Origin of the sequence: Erythrobacter sp., assembly GCF_039988855.1 — a bacterium.
Classification (GTDB): Bacteria; Pseudomonadota; Alphaproteobacteria; order Sphingomonadales; family Sphingomonadaceae; genus Erythrobacter.
Map to the genome: position 1 here is coordinate 536,670 of NZ_JBDXIY010000015.1, position 14,148 is coordinate 550,817.

The window sequence follows — 14,148 nt, forward strand, 5'->3', positions numbered from 1 at the left end:
TTGGCGTCTTCATCGCCATTCTCAAGCACTTTATGGCAAATTCACGATTTCATGGCCGCTATGAAGGCGAAGGGCGCGAGTGCGAGCATCCCACTTGCCGCGAGCTGGGCGAGTTTCGCGCACCCGGATACCGGCCAAGCGGCTTTGATGGACCGGGTGAATATCGCTGGTTCTGCCTTCAGCATGTGCGCGAATTCAATGACGGCTATGACTGGTTTGAGGGGATGAGCGCAGAGGAAATCCTCAATGCGCAAAGCCCGATCAACGGCTGGCGGCGCGAAAGTCCGGCTTTCAGTCCAAGAGCCGCCGTCGACGGAGCACCGCGCTGGAGTGATTTTGACGATCCGCTGGATGCAATCTCGGCCCGCGCTAATGGGATCAAAAGCCGCGCGCAGCGTGAGGCGGCGATGCAAATGTCAGGGCGCTTTTCCAAGGAAGAGGCCGCGGCACTTGAGGTCATGGGTCTTGGTTCGGACACCGATAAGGCCCGGCTGCGCAGGCGGTATTCAGAACTGGTGCGGCGTTATCACCCTGACAGGAATGGCGGGGACCGGACTTACGAAGCGCGGCTTGGCAAAGTGGTGGATGCTTATCAGCTTTTGCGCAAAGCGGCTGCGATTGCTTAGCGCCCCCGCGTCAGCACAGGCTCAAACTCGCCAAAAATTAGGCGCGAGCCATCGAACGGCGGATCGCCTTCGGGGTAGCCTTCAAACCCTTCGCCTTTGCCCATTGCCTCTTTAGCGCGGTCCAGCGTTTCCTTGTCGGGCCAAATCACCCATCCAGTGACAATCTTTTCATCAGCGGGTGCCGCAACGGCTTTGCGCATGTCAGTGGTTTTGCCGGCCGGTACGTTGGCCTCCCATGCTTCCATAACCTCCAACGCGCCGTGTTTCATCGACCAATCTGCCATAAACTCGGCGGCTTGTTTGTAAGCCTCGCGGTTTTCCTCTTTCACCGACAAAGTGGCAATTGCGATATACATCTAACTCTTCCCGTTTTGTTTAAACGCCCAGCGCAGCGTCTTACCCACGCCCCAGGTCGCTGCACGAGTGGGCAGGGCAGTGAGCATGGGCCGCCGAAGGTCTAACATATCGCGCGCAAATGGGGGCAACATGGCGACGGCCTCTGCACCGATCACGGTCTGGACTGCGATGGGGGTGCCCTCGGGCCGCTGGCTCAGCACCAATTGCGCGATTTCCTTGGCTGCGGGTGAGGGTTTCAGGTCGCTTCGCATTTCGCGGAAGATGGCGTCTGCATCGCGCCAAGTGGTGGGCACAGGTTCAGCGCCGAGCGCGCGCGCTACAACCGCGATTTGGGCGTAATATTCGTCTTGTTCGCGGCTGGGCATGTCAGGGCGCACGTGCCGAAGATATCCGGCGAGGAAACTTTGCGCTTCTGTCACATGAACCCATGCAAGCGTGCGTGGATTTGTGGCTTCGTAGGGACTACCATCGGGCAGAACCCCGCCCACCTTCGCGTGAATACGGTTAACCCTTTCAATCGCCTTGTGCGCTTCATCCCGGTGGCCAAAGGTCGTGACCGCGATAAAGCGCGCAGTACGGCGCAAGCGGCCGTGCATATCCTCTTGGAAATTGGAGTGATCGAGCACCCCTTGCAGTGCGTGTGGATGGAGCATTTGGAGCATCAGAGCGCGCACGCCGCCAGTCATCATTCCTACAAGATCGGCATGGACGAGCCGAATGGGCGTGTCCTTCTCAAAAAGAGCTTCATCCGATGGCGGTACCGGTTTTTGCCCGCGCGATTGATCGTTAAAAGTGGCGCGCACTTGATCGACAAGCTTTAAGCGCAGAGCTTCAACTGGAGAAGAAAGGGGAGATGGCACGCTGCGCAGTATGCGCCCAAATGCCCCAGATGTCAGCCTGAAATCTTAATCGAAAGAGTCGCTGTCGCGTCATCAAACGCACTCACCGATCCGGATGCTTTAGCCAGCAATTGTGCACCCTGTAGAAGGGCCAATGTTGCAGCGGCCTCGCTCGCTGGATTGGTTGCCATGTCAAGGGACCCATCTTCTGCGGCAAGGCGATAAACACCTTCAAACCAATCCTTTGTGGCGTCGTTGGTCGCCTCGAGTGCTTGGCGTGTCGGTTCATCCAAAAGGGCTGTATCAGTTGCCAGCGCTGCGCAAAGGCAAGCTGAGGTTCCGTCCTTTAAGGCTGCCCGGTGAAGTGAGATCGCACCGCGCATAGCCTCACCTGCGTTGGCGGAATTGGCTGAGATCTCAGAAAACGCGGTCAACAGACCAGTGGCATACCGTTCTACTAGCGCCAACCCAAGATCAGCCTTTGCCGGGAAATGGTGGTGAACGCTCGCCTTTCTTATACCTGCATCGCGGACGAGATCGGCATAGCTAAACCCAGCGAACCCGCGTGAACGGATGGCCTGTTCCCCCAGATCGAGCAATGTGTCGCGTGTGGTTTTCATCGCCTACCTACTGATAGGTTGATTCTTAATAAGAAGCAGAGATATGCGAATTTATGATGTGGAAGGTTTCCCCAATCCGGGGCGCGTGCGTATGGCATTGGCAGAAAAAGGGTGCAACTGAGCAGGTTGAGTTTGTCGCAGTGGATGTGATGGGCGGAGAGCACCGCGAAGATGCGTTCACCGCAAAGAATCCCGACGCAACCGTTCCTTGCGCAGAGCTTGATTGCGGCACCCATATCGGGCGCTGCACCGCCATTATCGAATATATTGACGGAACGTATGAAGGTCCTTCGCTGATCGGGGACACTCCGAAACAACGTGAGGTCACTCAAATGATGAACCTTCGTGTAGAAGAAGGGCTCGTCGATGCGGTTGGCGCATACTTCCACCACGCGACCGATGGGCTGGGACCAGAATTGGAGACCAATCAGCTGCCCGAAATGGGCGAGCGCGGGTATGCGAAGGCCCAAAATACGATGCGGTATCTCGACAACGTGTTGGCCGATTAGCCCTATCTGGCAGGCGAGGCCTACTCTATGGCCGATATTACCGCGTTTGCTGGGCTTGCTCTTGCGGACTTCGCAAAGGTGGAAATTCCGGCAGAACTCGCCAATCTAAATGAATGGCGCGAACGCGCAACTGCACGGTACTAGGAGACATCTGATGGAGATCAACGCAGACTTCGAAAGAGCCGCAGCGGTCCAAACCGCCAAGCTCGATTGGGTGCCATCACCGATGGCCGGCGTTGACCGCCGAATGCTTGATCGCATCGGCGCGGAGGTGGCCCGTGCCACCTCCATCGTCCGTTATGCAAAGGGAAGCGCTTTTCCAGAACACACCCATTCAGGCGGTGAGGAATTCATCGTGCTTGAAGGCGTTTTTCAAGATGAGCATGGCGACTATCCCGCGGGCACCTATGTGCGCAATCCGGTAGGCACACACCATGTTCCGGGCTCAGAGCCGGGCTGCACGATCTTTGTCAAACTCTGGCAGTTTGACCCGGAAGATCAGGAACAACTTTCGGTGGACTTGAACAATGCCAGTCTCATGCCCGATCCAAGCACTCCGGGCATAAGTCGCCATGTTTTGGCAGCGCGCGATTATGAGCATGTATCGTTAGAGCGGTGGGAACCAAAAACTAGCTTTCCATTGGTCCACAATGCAGGGCTGGAGATGCTCGTTTTAGAGGGTGAAATCAATTGTTGTGGCACGCGGTACGGCTTGCACGATTGGCTGCGAATTCCGGCTGATGAGACAGTGCAGATTACATCCAGCAAGGAAGGTGCACGCCTTTGGATTAAGCGCGGGCACTTGGGCGAAATTCGCTTCCCAACCAAAGTTGCTTAAAGCAACTCTTGCAGGCTGGCCCAGAGCCCACTAACGGTCGACGCGAAATGAACACGCAAACTTCAGAAGAATTCGCAGGCGCTGGCGCCATCCCGACGGAGCCCGACACCACCGTCGATGTCCGCGAGACATTCGGCATTGATATCGACTGGCAGGTTCCTGCTTTCAGCACGCCGTCAGAGCACGTGCCCGAATTGGATGAAGCCTATGTCTTTGATGCGGACACGACGCTAGCGATCCTTGCCGGCTTTGCGCACAACCGCCGGGTGATGGTTCAAGGCTACCACGGCACAGGTAAATCGACTCACATCGAACAGGTCGCCGCGCGCCTTAACTGGCCCAGCATCCGGGTGAATTTGGACGCGCATATCAGCCGGATTGACCTCGTTGGCCGCGATGCAATCGTTCTGAAAGACGGTTTGCAAGTTACCGAATTTAAAGAAGGCATCCTTCCTTGGGCGCTGCAACATCCGGTGGCGCTGACCTTTGACGAATATGACGCGGGGCGGCCTGATGTGATGTTTGTGATCCAGCGTATCTTGGAGTTTGATGGCCGCCTGACGTTGCTTGACCAGAACCGAGTGATCACGCCTAATCCGCATTTCCGCCTGTTTGCGACCACCAATACGGTTGGCCTTGGCGACACTAGCGGGCTGTATCACGGCACGCAGGCCATCAACCAAGCGCAGATGGACCGTTGGAACGTGGTCGTCGCGCTGAATTACCTGTCGCCCGAAATCGAAGAGCAGATCGTCAAATCGAAGACGCCCGATGCCGAAGATGCAATGATCGCGGATATGGTGAAGGTTGCAGATCTTTCGCGCCAAGGTTTTATGAACGGCGATATTTCCACCGTGATGAGCCCGCGTACGGTCATCACATGGGCGCAGAATGCGGCGATCTTCAACTCAGTCGGTTTTGCCTTCCGCCTGTCATTCCTCAACAAATGCGACGAAGCAGAACGCACATTGGTAAGCGAATATTACCAACGTGTGTTTGGTGAGGATTTGCCTGAGAGTGCGGTTTAAGGGGGCGTGATCCCCATCCATAGCTTGCAGGATGACTTTCAAGCTTGGGCGTGCGCCTTGTGTTGTCCTGAAACAAGTTCTGGATGACGAAGGCCAAGGGGTGCCGTACTTGCCACCTTCCGTATTATCCTGCTAACACACCTTGCGTATGACATTGTTTGGTCGATTTTGGAAACGCTCTAGGCGAGACGATTCTCGGGTCGATGAGGGTGGATTTTACGCGCTCTACGATTCGCCGGGCCCGGTCGATCCCAATGAGAAAGCGGCCTCAACATACCGTGCAGCAGGTTCGACAGACTTTTCACGCTGGGACGCGGGGCTTTCGCAACTGGACAGTTCTGCCGCGCTTGTCCCTAAGGATCGCGGTTCGTACTGGAAGCGTGCCTTTTGGCTTGGCCGGCGCAAGCGTTGGTGGGCGGTTCGCATTTTTGCTGCGGTGATTGCGCTGTTTATCGTGCTGTTTGCATGGCTGGCAATCACAGCGCCATTGTCCAAAAGCTTGGAACCGATTGCCGCGCCTCAAGTGACGTTGCTCGCAAGTGATGGCACACCGATTGCCCGCAGCGGGGCTGTTGTGGCCGAACCCGTCAGTGTCGCAGACTTGCCTGCCCATGTGATTGAACCATTTATAGCAATTGAGGATCGGCGGTTCTATTCGCATTGGGGTGTTGACCCGCGCGGGATAGCGCGTGCCGCTTGGACAGGGCGCGGAGGTGGCAGCACCATCACACAGCAGCTCGCCAAGTTCACATGGCTAACCCCCGAACGCAGCCTGACGCGTAAGGCGCAGGAGGCGATGATTGCCTTTTGGATTGAAGGGTGGTTGACTAAGGATGAGATATTGGAGCGCTATCTCTCCAACGCCTATTTCGGAGACAATCAATATGGTTTGCGTGCGGCGTCGCTTCACTATTTCTATCGTAAGCCGGAAAACCTGAAGCCAGAGCAGGCAGCGATGCTCGCGGGGTTGTTGCAAGCTCCTTCGCGATATAATCCGACCAAGCATTATGACCGTGCCAAGGCCCGGATGGATCTTGTCGTAGGGGCGATGGTCGATGTCGGGTATATAAGCCAAGTTGAAGCCGATGCGCTGCCTGCACCCAAACTTGATGTGCGCACCCGCAATGACCTTCCAACGGGCACGTACTTTGCCGATTGGGCATTACCCTTGGCCCGCGAAGAGATCGAACAAGGCTATGAAAAGTTAGTGGTAGAAACCACGCTTGATGCGCAACTTCAATCGCTTGCAAACAGAGTGGTGGGAAGAGCCGGACTCGGCGAGGCGCAGGTTGGCCTTGTGGCGATGCGGCCTTCGGGTGAAGTTGTCGCGATGGTTGGCGGCAAATCCTATGCAAAGAGCCCGTTCAACCGGGTGACACAGGCGCGCAGGCAGCCGGGCTCAACCTTTAAGGTGTTCGTTTATCTCGCCGCGCTTGAGGCTGGCTGGGATCCGGAAGACACCATTTCCAACGAACCGATTGAGGCGGGCAGCTACCGCCCTAAAAATTCGCGTGAGCGGTATTCGAAGACGATAACATTGGAGGATGCTTTTGCCTCTTCCAGCAATGTCGCAGCGGTACGCCTTTTCAATGAGGTTGGCAGTGAACGCGTAATCCGCACAGCCCGCAGTTTAGGGGTTGGTTCCGAGCTTCCCCAAGGCGACCCGAGCCTTGCTCTTGGTTCATCAAGCATGACGCTGCTTGAACTTACCGCTGCTTATGCAGGGGTTGCAGCAAATGAATATCCGGTGCGCCCTTACGCCTTCCCGCAAGAAGAGGAGAGCTGGTGGGAGTGGGTTTTCTCATCGGAAGATTCAACGTCTGGCCGTGTTCATGAAGATATGGAGCAAATGCTACGCGCGGCGATCAATCGGGGTACCGGCGAGGCGGCTGAACTGCCCATCGCAAACTTTGGCAAGACCGGCACAACGCAAAACAACCGCGACGCGTTGTTCGTTGGCTATGCTGGCGATTTGGTGGTCGGCGTTTGGGTCGGTAATGACGACAATTCTTCGCTTGGCGGTGTGACCGGAGGCGGATTGCCAGCGCGCATCTGGAAGGATTTTATGAGGGGTGCGCTTGATCTGCCGACGCCCAAACCTAAGGAATCACCCGATCCGCAAGGGCCGGTGGAACCCTTCGATATTGATATCCAACAGGGCGAGGAAATCCCGCTTGGCGATGACGGCACTAGCCTTCGATTCGAAGAGGACGGGCTGGTGCTTTCACAAGACGGAGTTCCGGTGGAATTGCGCCTTTCAGAGGATGGGTTTGAGCTGGAGGAAACCGATCAATAGGTCGCTTCCGAATTGCTCAGGCCATCAGAATATTCATCACCGCACTGGCAATCGGTTTATCGCGGTCCGATTGCCATGCCTCGACGCTTATATTGGCATTGCGCCGGCCCATTCGGGTGATACGCGCCTTGGCGAAGCTGGTAAGCGGCTTACCCGCTGACAAATATTGGACGGTGATATTTACGGGCTTGAGCTTTGCCTCACGGTCTTGCGCTACAAGAGCGCTGCGCAAGGCGGCATAGGCGGCGTTTTCCAGAAGGCCGGCAATCGCGCCGCCGTGGTAATGGCCCGGACGCCCCTCGACATCGGCACCAAAATCGACGGTGAGTATAGGGAGACCATCCTCGATTTCGTGCAAGGCGATGCCAAGAGCTTGAGCATAGGCAGGAAGGTTAAGGCTGTCTGTCATTGCCGTTCTCCCTTGTCTTCGCTCGCTGTCGTCTCTTGCGCCTTTGCATCGGCCTGAGCTTTGATCTGTTGGCCGATGGCCTTGGGGTCACCGCTAAGTGTCATAAACACGCCGGCCATCGTCGCCACGGTGTCGTCCGGGTCGCCATCATGCGCGATGCCGCGTACAAAGGCTGCGGATTGGGTGATGCGATAGCATTCGACCCGCGCCCAAACTGCACTGCGTTCTTTGGCCGGGCGCTGGTAATCGACCCTTAAGTCGAGCGTTGCAACCGGCGTAAACGTTCCGCGAGAGCACCAGATGGACATGCCGCTCGCCATATCGAGCAGGCTGACAATCGGCCCTGAGGCGAGGACCGGGCGATCAGGTTCACCCAGCAATTTTTCATTCCATGGAAGTTTGAGTTCAACCCAATTATCGCCATGGCTTGAGTATTCAAGGCCGAGCCAACCGGGATGGGCGCGCGCCATAATCATCTTGCTGACCTGTGCAGGGTCAAAGGCGTGAACGGGGAAGGAGGTGTCTTTACTCATCTTGAAGGCACTCTTGGAGCGAGCGGGCGCGTATGACAACGCCCAAAGCATCCAAAAACTGTGAGTTTCGCCCTAGAGCACGTTCTTAAAGTACTCCGCCGGCCATGCGGTCAATGGCACCTTGTAAGATGACCGCGGCGGCGTGTGCGTCGATGGCCTTGGCCCGCTTGGCGCGGCTCATATCTTGTCCAATCATTGCCGCTTCGGCAGCTTGGGTGGACCAACGCTCATCCCACAGCAGCAGGGGCAATCCAAAGGCTTCATCAAGATTGCGAGCGTAGGCGCGGCTTGCTTGTGCGCGGGGCCCTTCGGACCCGTCCATATTGCGCGGAAGGCCTAAAACGAGGCCTTTGACCTTGCGTTCCTCGATCAGCGTTTGAAACTTCATGCGATCCTTGCCCCATTTGCTGCGGCCGATCACGGTTCCATTGGTGGCAAAGCGCCAACCCGCGTCGCAGGACGCAGTGCCGATGGTCTTGGTGCCAAGGTCTAACCCCAAAAGCGCGCCACCATCCGGCAGCGCTTCACCAAAATCAGGGGCAAATTCGGTGATCAATCAATCTTTGCCTTCTTGATCGTCCGCAAACGCGCTCACGCGGCGTGCGACATCCGCTTTTGTGTTCGCCCAGAAAAGCGGAATATCATAGACGTGGTAATTGTTCCCAGGCAGCACATAAGAACCCATTTCTGGCGGGTCCCCGATCATAAGAAGGCCGCGCTCATCACAGCGTGCAGGAACAGAGCCCGGCACAAGCTCGCCGTTTGACATGCTGTCATCCGGCACCAGCGTACCAAGGTTTGCACTTGCTTCTGCGGTGCCGCCAAATGTCCCAAGCAGAGGGTTGGTGCACAGTATCTGACTGCCGCCGCGAGGCTCTCCGCCAAAGCCGATAGAAGCGGAATAGGTATCAATTACCGGGGAGGGGTCAGCAGGTTCGGCATAGCTTGACCACGAAATCACGCATCCCGTTTGCGCCGCGGTCGCACAGGCTGGAACGCCAAGAGCTGGCAAATCATGTTCAACCGAAATCGGCCATCCGATCGCGTATGAGGCAACAATGCGTTCTTCTAAGCCCTTTTCCTGAACTTCCTCTTGAAGCAGGCGAAGGAGATGAACCGAACCTTGGCTGTGCCCAGCAAGCACGATCGGCATGTCAGCATCAATCGAATCGAGGAAGAAACGAAACGCTTCGAGCACGTCTGCATAGGCCGCATCCAATGCGGATTCGCCTTCAGCGGCGTCAGTCAGGAATGCGCCCATGGTCGCTTGACGATAACGCGGTGCCCAGATTTCGTCGGCAGCGTTAAATGCGCTTGCCATGCCGCGCACATAGATACGGGCGATGCGCTCTGCTTCTTCGTCGCCAATCGGTGCGTTCCAACTGTCGCTGCTCAAATAGCTGGTGGGGTGGATGAAGAAGACCGCAAATTCTGGCACGTCGCCGTGTATGCCAAGCTCTTCGCGCTTTGGGTCGACTGGACGCGAGGTCGCGGTTTCTTCTTCGCCTTCACTGCCCTGTTCTAACGCCTGAACCAATGCAGGCTGCCAACGCGCGGGGTCGGTGACACCAATACCGGGGCGCGAATACCACATGGCAGGGTCTTGATAGGCGTTTGCCTCCAGCGGTTCTTGTTCGACAAACTCCACATCGGGGACAAAAACGAAGGCGGTGAGTTCCTGCGACCAGATGCGTAAAACAATCAAAGCGGCGAACGCCAGAACGATGAGAATAGCGATAAGGTAGAGGAACTTACGAGCCATCGAAGGTGCTTTCTAGAGGAGGCCTATTCTGGCGCTGTGTCTTCTTCAGCGAGCGCAGGGCGCAAAGTCGTCCAAGCCCTGTCACCGCGCATGGCTGAGAACCATGTCAGCGGGTTCCAAGTGGAAGAACCGTTGAGGCTGAAAGTGATAAACTCAGCGCGGCCACCGATGTTTTCCAGTGGGATCCCTCCACCAAGGCCGCTTGCTTCTGCGGGTGCGCGGCTATCTGCGCTTTCATCGCGGTTGTCACCCATCACGAAGACATTGTTTTCCGGCACTATGTACGGTCCGAAATTGTCATTGGACTGATCGCGGTGATCAATAATCAGATAGTTTGCACCATTGGGCAGAGTTTCGCGGTAGGTGGGAGGCTCGAAATAGATCGAACCATCCGCTTCACGCACCCGAAAACGGTCGAAGCTCGAGAGGCATGGGGAGCCATTGCATAGAAGCTCAGGCTCAAACGGAATGCGCACCGGTGGCACGACCTCGCGTTTGACCGGCGTACCGTTGAGGATCAGGCGGCCATCATCCACTTCGATCGTATCGCCGGGAAGGCCGACAACCCGTTTGATATAGTCCTCATCGCGCAAAGGATGCACGGGGATCACCACATCGCCATATTCGGGCGTTGAGCCAAAGACGCGCCATTCGCCGCGCGGCAATACGTGAAAACTCGCAGATGCCCATGACCAGCCGTAAGGATATTTGCTGACGACCAGTCGGTCGCCCACGTGCAGACCCGGCATCATTGAGGTCGATGGGATGTAGAATGGTTTTGCCACAAGGCTGTGGAACAGAAGCACTGCGAAAAGCATCAGAGCAAGCCCGCGCGCCTCGGCGAACCAATTGATCTTTTCTTCCTCAGCGCCCTTGTCATTGAGCTGCTTGCGCAATTCTTCGTGCGGGTGAGGCTCGCTTTTGTCCGTAGCGGTTGGCGGCGTGTTTGTCTGGCTCAAGATCGTGTTCGTTTCTGCGTATATTGTTTCGGATCAGATCAGCTCTTGGGGCCCCATGTTAGGGATCGCCTCGATTATTACAAAGGCTTGTGCCCATGGGTGATCGTCGGTGAGTGTCAGGTGAATATGCGCCTCATGGCCCGCTGGGACCATTTCTTCAAGCCGCTTGGCTGCGCCGCCGGTGAGCAAAAGGGTTGGCGCGCCCGATGGTTTGTTCACAACGCCGATGTCTTTCATGAAAACGCCGCGCCGAAACCCGGTGCCCACCGCCTTGCTGAAAGCTTCTTTGGCGGCGAAGCGTTTGGCATAGGTGCCCGCAATGGTGAAGGGGCGTTTGCGCGCCTTTGCGCGCTCCAACTCTGTAAAGACGCGGTTCTCAAATCGCTCTCCAAAACGGTTCAGCGAGTTTTGAATGCGCTCGATATTACAAAGATCAGAGCCGGTGCCGATGATCATGAAAACGCCTTTACGATCACAATGATTAGAAGAGTTGCTGCCATCACATGTAGCATGATTTGCGACTTAAACAGGGGATGTGCGAAATCGCCCTTGGCCATACGGATTGCACCGACATATCCAAAGATCTGCAGGGCGACCCAACCAATCGCAAATGGACGCATTATTCCTGTGTTGAGCGAAAAACCGAGGAAACCGATGCTCATGAGGAACAACACTGCCGCCGCCAGTGCCCAGCGTTTTTGAGCAGGTTTCAATGCTAGCAAATATTCAGAAGTCATTGCCCGCGCGCTTCATCCATAAGATCACGCATCCGGCGGATCGCTGGTTCCAGCCCCGAGAATATAGCTTCGCCAATCAGGTAATGTCCGATGTTGAGCTCTGCCACTTGAGGAATGGCGGCGATGGGTTGGACATTGTCAAAGGTCAAGCCATGACCGGCATGCGGTTCAATCCCATTCTTCGCTGCAAGCGCACTCATGTCAGAGATGCGGCGAAGTTCGTTGGCGGTTCGCTCACTATTCTCGTCAAGAATCGCGTGTGCGTATTCGCCAGTATGGAATTCCACCACCGGTGCGCCAAGGCGAAGAGCCGCATCCAATTGCTTTTCGTTCGCTTCGATAAAGAGAGACACTCGGATGCCCGCTTCACGAAGCTGGTCCACTATCGGCACGAGAGTGTTGTGAAGGCCCGCCGCGTCCAGCCCGCCTTCAGTGGTCCGCTCTTCGCGCTTTTCAGGGACAATGCATGCGGCGTGCGGTTTATGGCGCAGCGCGATCTCCAGCATCTCCTGCGTCGCCGCCATTTCAAGGTTCAAGGGCAGATCGGTCGCATCCTGAATGCGTTGCAAATCCTCATCGCGAATATGACGGCGATCTTCGCGAAGGTGCGCGGTGATCCCGTCCCCACCGACGCTCGCCACGATTTCGGCTGCGCGCACAGGGTCCGGGTGATCGCCGCCGCGCGCATTGCGGATGGTGGCGACGTGGTCGATATTGACGCCTAGTCTCAGTCGGTCGGGAATCATCTGTGGCTTATTCTTTCCTGCTTCCGGGCTTGGTCACAGCTATGGCAGCGAGCTCGGGCGGAATGCTGTCTTCATCATAGGTCGCAAAGTTAAAGGCAGCGAGGGGGAAGAAAGGCACGCCCAGATCGACGGTTCCCATCGACCGGTCGATAAGCGAGCATTCTGCAATCACTTCTCCGCCTTCCTTGGCGATCGCCGCAATCGCCTCGCGGCTGGAAAGGCCGGTGGTGACCACATCTTCAACCATCAACACTTTTGCGCCTGGTTCCAATGCGAATCCGCGGCGTAGGTGGAATACCCCGTCGGGCCGTTCGAGAAACATCGAATCCTTGTTCAATACCCGCGCGATTTCTTGCCCGACAATGATTCCCCCCATGGCAGGAGACACAACAACGTCCACTTTGGAGAGAACCTCATCAGGAATTGCGTTCACTACACCTTGGGCAAGACGGTTTGCCCGGGCAGGGTTCATCAAAACCCGTGCGCATTGGAGGTAGTGGCCAGAGTGTTTGCCAGAGGAAAGCTTGAAATGCCCCTCTAACAGTGCCCCGCAGCTGCGAAACTCGGTGAGGACGTCTTCAACGGTCTTGGGGATGGATTCGCTAGCGGTCATTTTAGGTATTAATCCGTTGTAATCAGGAGCGGAAATATGAATTCAAATGCGCCAATTGCCCGTGAATTGCACTGGCAGCATGGCGACTTGCATATTTTTCTCCCTAGAAGCGCTTGAGGCAGTGAGCAAGCGCGGCTAAGGGGGCTGGGATTGTGACAGGTTTGTCGCGAGTGTTTGGGTTAGACGGGGGCCTTTTTCATAAGGTTTGTCGAAGCTCAAGCGATGGGATAACATTTTTTAAAACCGATTAGGCTCAGTTATGCGTCAAGCTTTCGACCGCTTTCAACTTGGATTTATGGCCCTGTGCGCAGCGTTTATGCTGTTCGCCCTTCCGCAAAGTGCGATGGCGCAAGACGCGTCTGAAGTTGTCGCTGAAGAAATAGTCGCGCCTGCTGAAGCTGCTGGCGACTATGAGCGAATGGCACCGACGCCGGGCAAGGGCATGCCAACCTCTTATGAGACGGATCCTTGGGCAAGCATGACTTTCCAAGATCAGTATTCGCAGGACGGACTGTATGCGCTTTGGATGCACGATCGCATCCTGCTCCCCGTGATCACCGTGATTAGCGTGTTCGTGCTGTTGCTTCTCCTTTATGTGATTGTGAAGTTTAACCGGCGGTCAAACCCGAACCCATCGCGCACAACGCACAACACCTTGATTGAAGTAATCTGGACCGTTGTGCCGGTTATCATCCTTGTGGTGATCGCAGTGCCGTCGATCACTTTGCTTGCTCGCCAATATGAAGAGCCGCCAGAGGATGCGGTCACGGTCAAAGCTGTCGGCTACCAATGGTATTGGGGCTATGAATATCCCGATCACGATGTTGAGATCATCTCCAACATGCTGTCCAAAGAAGAGGCGGTTGCTTCTGGAGAAGGCGACCAATTCCAGATGGCTGTAGACAATCGCATGGTTGTGCCGGCAGGCGTCCCAATCCGTTTGCAAACCACAGCGGCTGACGTGATTCACGCATTTGCGATCCCTTCATTGTGGTTCAAGCTGGATGCGGTTCCGGGCCGTTTGAATGAGCGTATGCTCGTGATTGATGAGCCGGGTGTATATTATGGCCAGTGTTCAGAGCTTTGCGGTGCATTGCACGGCTACATGCCTATCACTGTTGAAGCGCTCCCAATGGGAGAGTTTGAAGCTTGGGTTGTCGAGCAAGGTGGCACCGTTTCGGGTGCTGAAGTCGCTGAAACCGACGTTGAAGCAACCGAAGAAGCGGCTGCGTAAATTCGCAGCCTAGCCACAAGACAAGATTAGAAGACGCGAGAG

General features: G+C 56.1%; 19 protein-coding genes. 7 read left to right on the forward strand and 12 right to left on the reverse strand.

The window, feature by feature from the left end:
• Nucleotides 1-32 precede the first annotated feature (32 nt).
• Complete coding sequence (locus ABJ205_RS05410) at nt 33-626, forward strand: J domain-containing protein (RefSeq protein WP_348158740.1); 594 nt, start codon at nt 33-35, stop codon at nt 624-626.
• Here ABJ205_RS05410 and ABJ205_RS05415 read toward each other — a convergent pair.
• Genes ABJ205_RS05415 through ABJ205_RS05425 form a run of 3 tightly spaced genes read right to left on the reverse strand, consistent with a single transcriptional unit; the run spans nt 623 to nt 2,442 of the window.
• Entirely contained in the window at nt 623-982 is a 360-nt protein-coding gene (locus ABJ205_RS05415; RefSeq protein WP_348158738.1) for a DUF1428 domain-containing protein, read from the reverse strand. The two genes, ABJ205_RS05410 and ABJ205_RS05415, sit on opposite strands and share 4 nt — an antisense overlap.
• Nucleotides 983-1,843, reverse strand: a complete 861-nt coding sequence (locus ABJ205_RS05420; RefSeq protein ID WP_348158737.1) for an oxygenase MpaB family protein — start codon at nt 1,841-1,843, stop codon at nt 983-985.
• A gap of 32 nt (nt 1,844-1,875) precedes the next feature.
• Nucleotides 1,876-2,442 (reverse strand): TetR/AcrR family transcriptional regulator, encoded by a 567-nt coding sequence (locus tag ABJ205_RS05425; RefSeq protein WP_348158735.1) that lies wholly within the window; start codon nt 2,440-2,442, stop codon nt 1,876-1,878.
• A 53-nt stretch (nt 2,443-2,495) separates the two neighbouring features.
• Here ABJ205_RS05425 and ABJ205_RS05430 point away from each other — a divergent pair, with 53 nt between their 5' ends.
• The 5 genes from ABJ205_RS05430 to ABJ205_RS05450 all read left to right on the forward strand — a co-directional run bounded on the left by ABJ205_RS05430 (nt 2,496) and on the right by ABJ205_RS05450 (nt 7,113).
• Nucleotides 2,496-2,951, forward strand: a complete 456-nt coding sequence (locus ABJ205_RS05430; RefSeq protein WP_348158733.1) for a glutathione S-transferase N-terminal domain-containing protein — start codon at nt 2,496-2,498, stop codon at nt 2,949-2,951.
• A 6-nt stretch (nt 2,952-2,957) separates the two neighbouring features.
• A complete protein-coding gene (locus ABJ205_RS05435; RefSeq protein ID WP_348158888.1) occupies nt 2,958-3,095 on the forward strand; it encodes a hypothetical protein in 138 nt (45 codons plus the stop codon).
• 10 nt (nt 3,096-3,105) lie between these two features.
• Nucleotides 3,106-3,789, forward strand: coding sequence for a cupin domain-containing protein (locus ABJ205_RS05440; RefSeq protein WP_348158731.1), 684 nt, complete (start codon nt 3,106-3,108; stop codon nt 3,787-3,789).
• Nucleotides 3,790-3,836: 47 nt separating this feature from the next.
• Entirely contained in the window at nt 3,837-4,817 is a 981-nt protein-coding gene (locus tag ABJ205_RS05445) for an AAA family ATPase (RefSeq protein WP_348158729.1), read from the forward strand.
• A 148-nt stretch (nt 4,818-4,965) separates the two neighbouring features.
• Complete coding sequence (locus tag ABJ205_RS05450; protein ID WP_348158727.1) at nt 4,966-7,113, forward strand: transglycosylase domain-containing protein; 2,148 nt, start codon at nt 4,966-4,968, stop codon at nt 7,111-7,113.
• A 16-nt stretch (nt 7,114-7,129) separates the two neighbouring features.
• Here ABJ205_RS05450 and ABJ205_RS05455 read toward each other — a convergent pair whose 3' ends face one another.
• The 9 genes from ABJ205_RS05455 to pyrE all read right to left on the reverse strand — a co-directional run bounded on the left by ABJ205_RS05455 (nt 7,130) and on the right by pyrE (nt 12,872).
• Nucleotides 7,130-7,522: a PaaI family thioesterase gene (locus tag ABJ205_RS05455; RefSeq protein ID WP_348158725.1), complete on the reverse strand. Its 393-nt coding sequence runs from the start codon at nt 7,520-7,522 to the stop codon at nt 7,130-7,132.
• Nucleotides 7,519-8,055 (reverse strand): PaaI family thioesterase, encoded by a 537-nt coding sequence (locus ABJ205_RS05460; RefSeq protein ID WP_348158724.1) that lies wholly within the window; start codon nt 8,053-8,055, stop codon nt 7,519-7,521. Before ABJ205_RS05460 ends, ABJ205_RS05455 begins: the two co-directional genes overlap by 4 nt.
• An 85-nt stretch (nt 8,056-8,140) precedes the next feature.
• Nucleotides 8,141-8,611, reverse strand: coding sequence for a Holliday junction resolvase RuvX (gene ruvX, locus ABJ205_RS05465; RefSeq protein ID WP_348158722.1), 471 nt, complete (start codon nt 8,609-8,611; stop codon nt 8,141-8,143).
• Nucleotides 8,612-9,817 (reverse strand): DUF3089 domain-containing protein, encoded by a 1,206-nt coding sequence (locus ABJ205_RS05470; protein ID WP_348158721.1) that lies wholly within the window; start codon nt 9,815-9,817, stop codon nt 8,612-8,614. It lies immediately after the preceding gene.
• Nucleotides 9,818-9,840: 23 nt separating this feature from the next.
• Nucleotides 9,841-10,713 (reverse strand): signal peptidase I, encoded by an 873-nt coding sequence (gene lepB, locus ABJ205_RS05475; RefSeq protein WP_348158887.1) that lies wholly within the window; start codon nt 10,711-10,713, stop codon nt 9,841-9,843.
• A 96-nt stretch (nt 10,714-10,809) separates the two neighbouring features.
• Nucleotides 10,810-11,232 carry a holo-ACP synthase gene (gene acpS, locus ABJ205_RS05480; protein ID WP_348158720.1) on the reverse strand — a complete coding sequence of 141 codons (423 nt, stop codon included), beginning with the start codon at nt 11,230-11,232 and terminating at the stop codon, nt 10,810-10,812.
• The gene (locus ABJ205_RS05485; RefSeq protein ID WP_348158719.1) at nt 11,229-11,513 is read right to left on the reverse strand and encodes a pyridoxal phosphate biosynthetic protein; all 285 of its coding nucleotides are present in this window, start codon (nt 11,511-11,513) and stop codon (nt 11,229-11,231) included. Before ABJ205_RS05485 ends, acpS begins: the two co-directional genes overlap by 4 nt.
• Nucleotides 11,510-12,259 (reverse strand): pyridoxine 5'-phosphate synthase, encoded by a 750-nt coding sequence (locus ABJ205_RS05490; protein WP_348158717.1) that lies wholly within the window; start codon nt 12,257-12,259, stop codon nt 11,510-11,512. Before ABJ205_RS05490 ends, ABJ205_RS05485 begins: the two co-directional genes overlap by 4 nt.
• A gap of 7 nt (nt 12,260-12,266) precedes the next feature.
• Nucleotides 12,267-12,872, reverse strand: a complete 606-nt coding sequence (gene pyrE, locus ABJ205_RS05495; protein WP_348158716.1) for an orotate phosphoribosyltransferase — start codon at nt 12,870-12,872, stop codon at nt 12,267-12,269.
• Between the two features lie 259 nt (nt 12,873-13,131).
• Here pyrE and coxB point away from each other — a divergent pair, with 259 nt between their 5' ends.
• Nucleotides 13,132-14,106, forward strand: coding sequence for a cytochrome c oxidase subunit II (gene coxB, locus ABJ205_RS05500; protein WP_348158714.1), 975 nt, complete (start codon nt 13,132-13,134; stop codon nt 14,104-14,106).
• Nucleotides 14,107-14,148 lie beyond the last annotated feature (42 nt).

Coding starts and splice junctions, on each gene's coding strand:
- ABJ205_RS05430 (WP_348158733.1), top strand. CDS start 2,496: ATGATGTGGAAGGTTTCCCCAATCCGGGGCGCGTGCGTATGGCATTGG.
- ABJ205_RS05455 (WP_348158725.1), bottom strand. CDS start 7,522: ATGACAGACAGCCTTAACCTTCCTGCCTATGCTCAAGCTCTTGGCATC.
- ABJ205_RS05485 (WP_348158719.1), bottom strand. CDS start 11,513: ATGACTTCTGAATATTTGCTAGCATTGAAACCTGCTCAAAAACGCTGG.
- ABJ205_RS05410 (WP_348158740.1), top strand. CDS start 33: ATGGCAAATTCACGATTTCATGGCCGCTATGAAGGCGAAGGGCGCGAG.
- coxB (WP_348158714.1), top strand. CDS start 13,132: ATGCGTCAAGCTTTCGACCGCTTTCAACTTGGATTTATGGCCCTGTGC.
- ABJ205_RS05450 (WP_348158727.1), top strand. CDS start 4,966: ATGACATTGTTTGGTCGATTTTGGAAACGCTCTAGGCGAGACGATTCT.
- pyrE (WP_348158716.1), bottom strand. CDS start 12,872: ATGACCGCTAGCGAATCCATCCCCAAGACCGTTGAAGACGTCCTCACC.
- ABJ205_RS05460 (WP_348158724.1), bottom strand. CDS start 8,055: ATGAGTAAAGACACCTCCTTCCCCGTTCACGCCTTTGACCCTGCACAG.
- ABJ205_RS05440 (WP_348158731.1), top strand. CDS start 3,106: ATGGAGATCAACGCAGACTTCGAAAGAGCCGCAGCGGTCCAAACCGCC.
- ABJ205_RS05415 (WP_348158738.1), bottom strand. CDS start 982: ATGTATATCGCAATTGCCACTTTGTCGGTGAAAGAGGAAAACCGCGAG.
- ABJ205_RS05470 (WP_348158721.1), bottom strand. CDS start 9,817: ATGGCTCGTAAGTTCCTCTACCTTATCGCTATTCTCATCGTTCTGGCG.
- acpS (WP_348158720.1), bottom strand. CDS start 11,232: ATGATCATCGGCACCGGCTCTGATCTTTGTAATATCGAGCGCATTCAA.
- ABJ205_RS05490 (WP_348158717.1), bottom strand. CDS start 12,259: ATGATTCCCGACCGACTGAGACTAGGCGTCAATATCGACCACGTCGCC.
- ABJ205_RS05425 (WP_348158735.1), bottom strand. CDS start 2,442: ATGAAAACCACACGCGACACATTGCTCGATCTGGGGGAACAGGCCATC.
- ABJ205_RS05445 (WP_348158729.1), top strand. CDS start 3,837: ATGAACACGCAAACTTCAGAAGAATTCGCAGGCGCTGGCGCCATCCCG.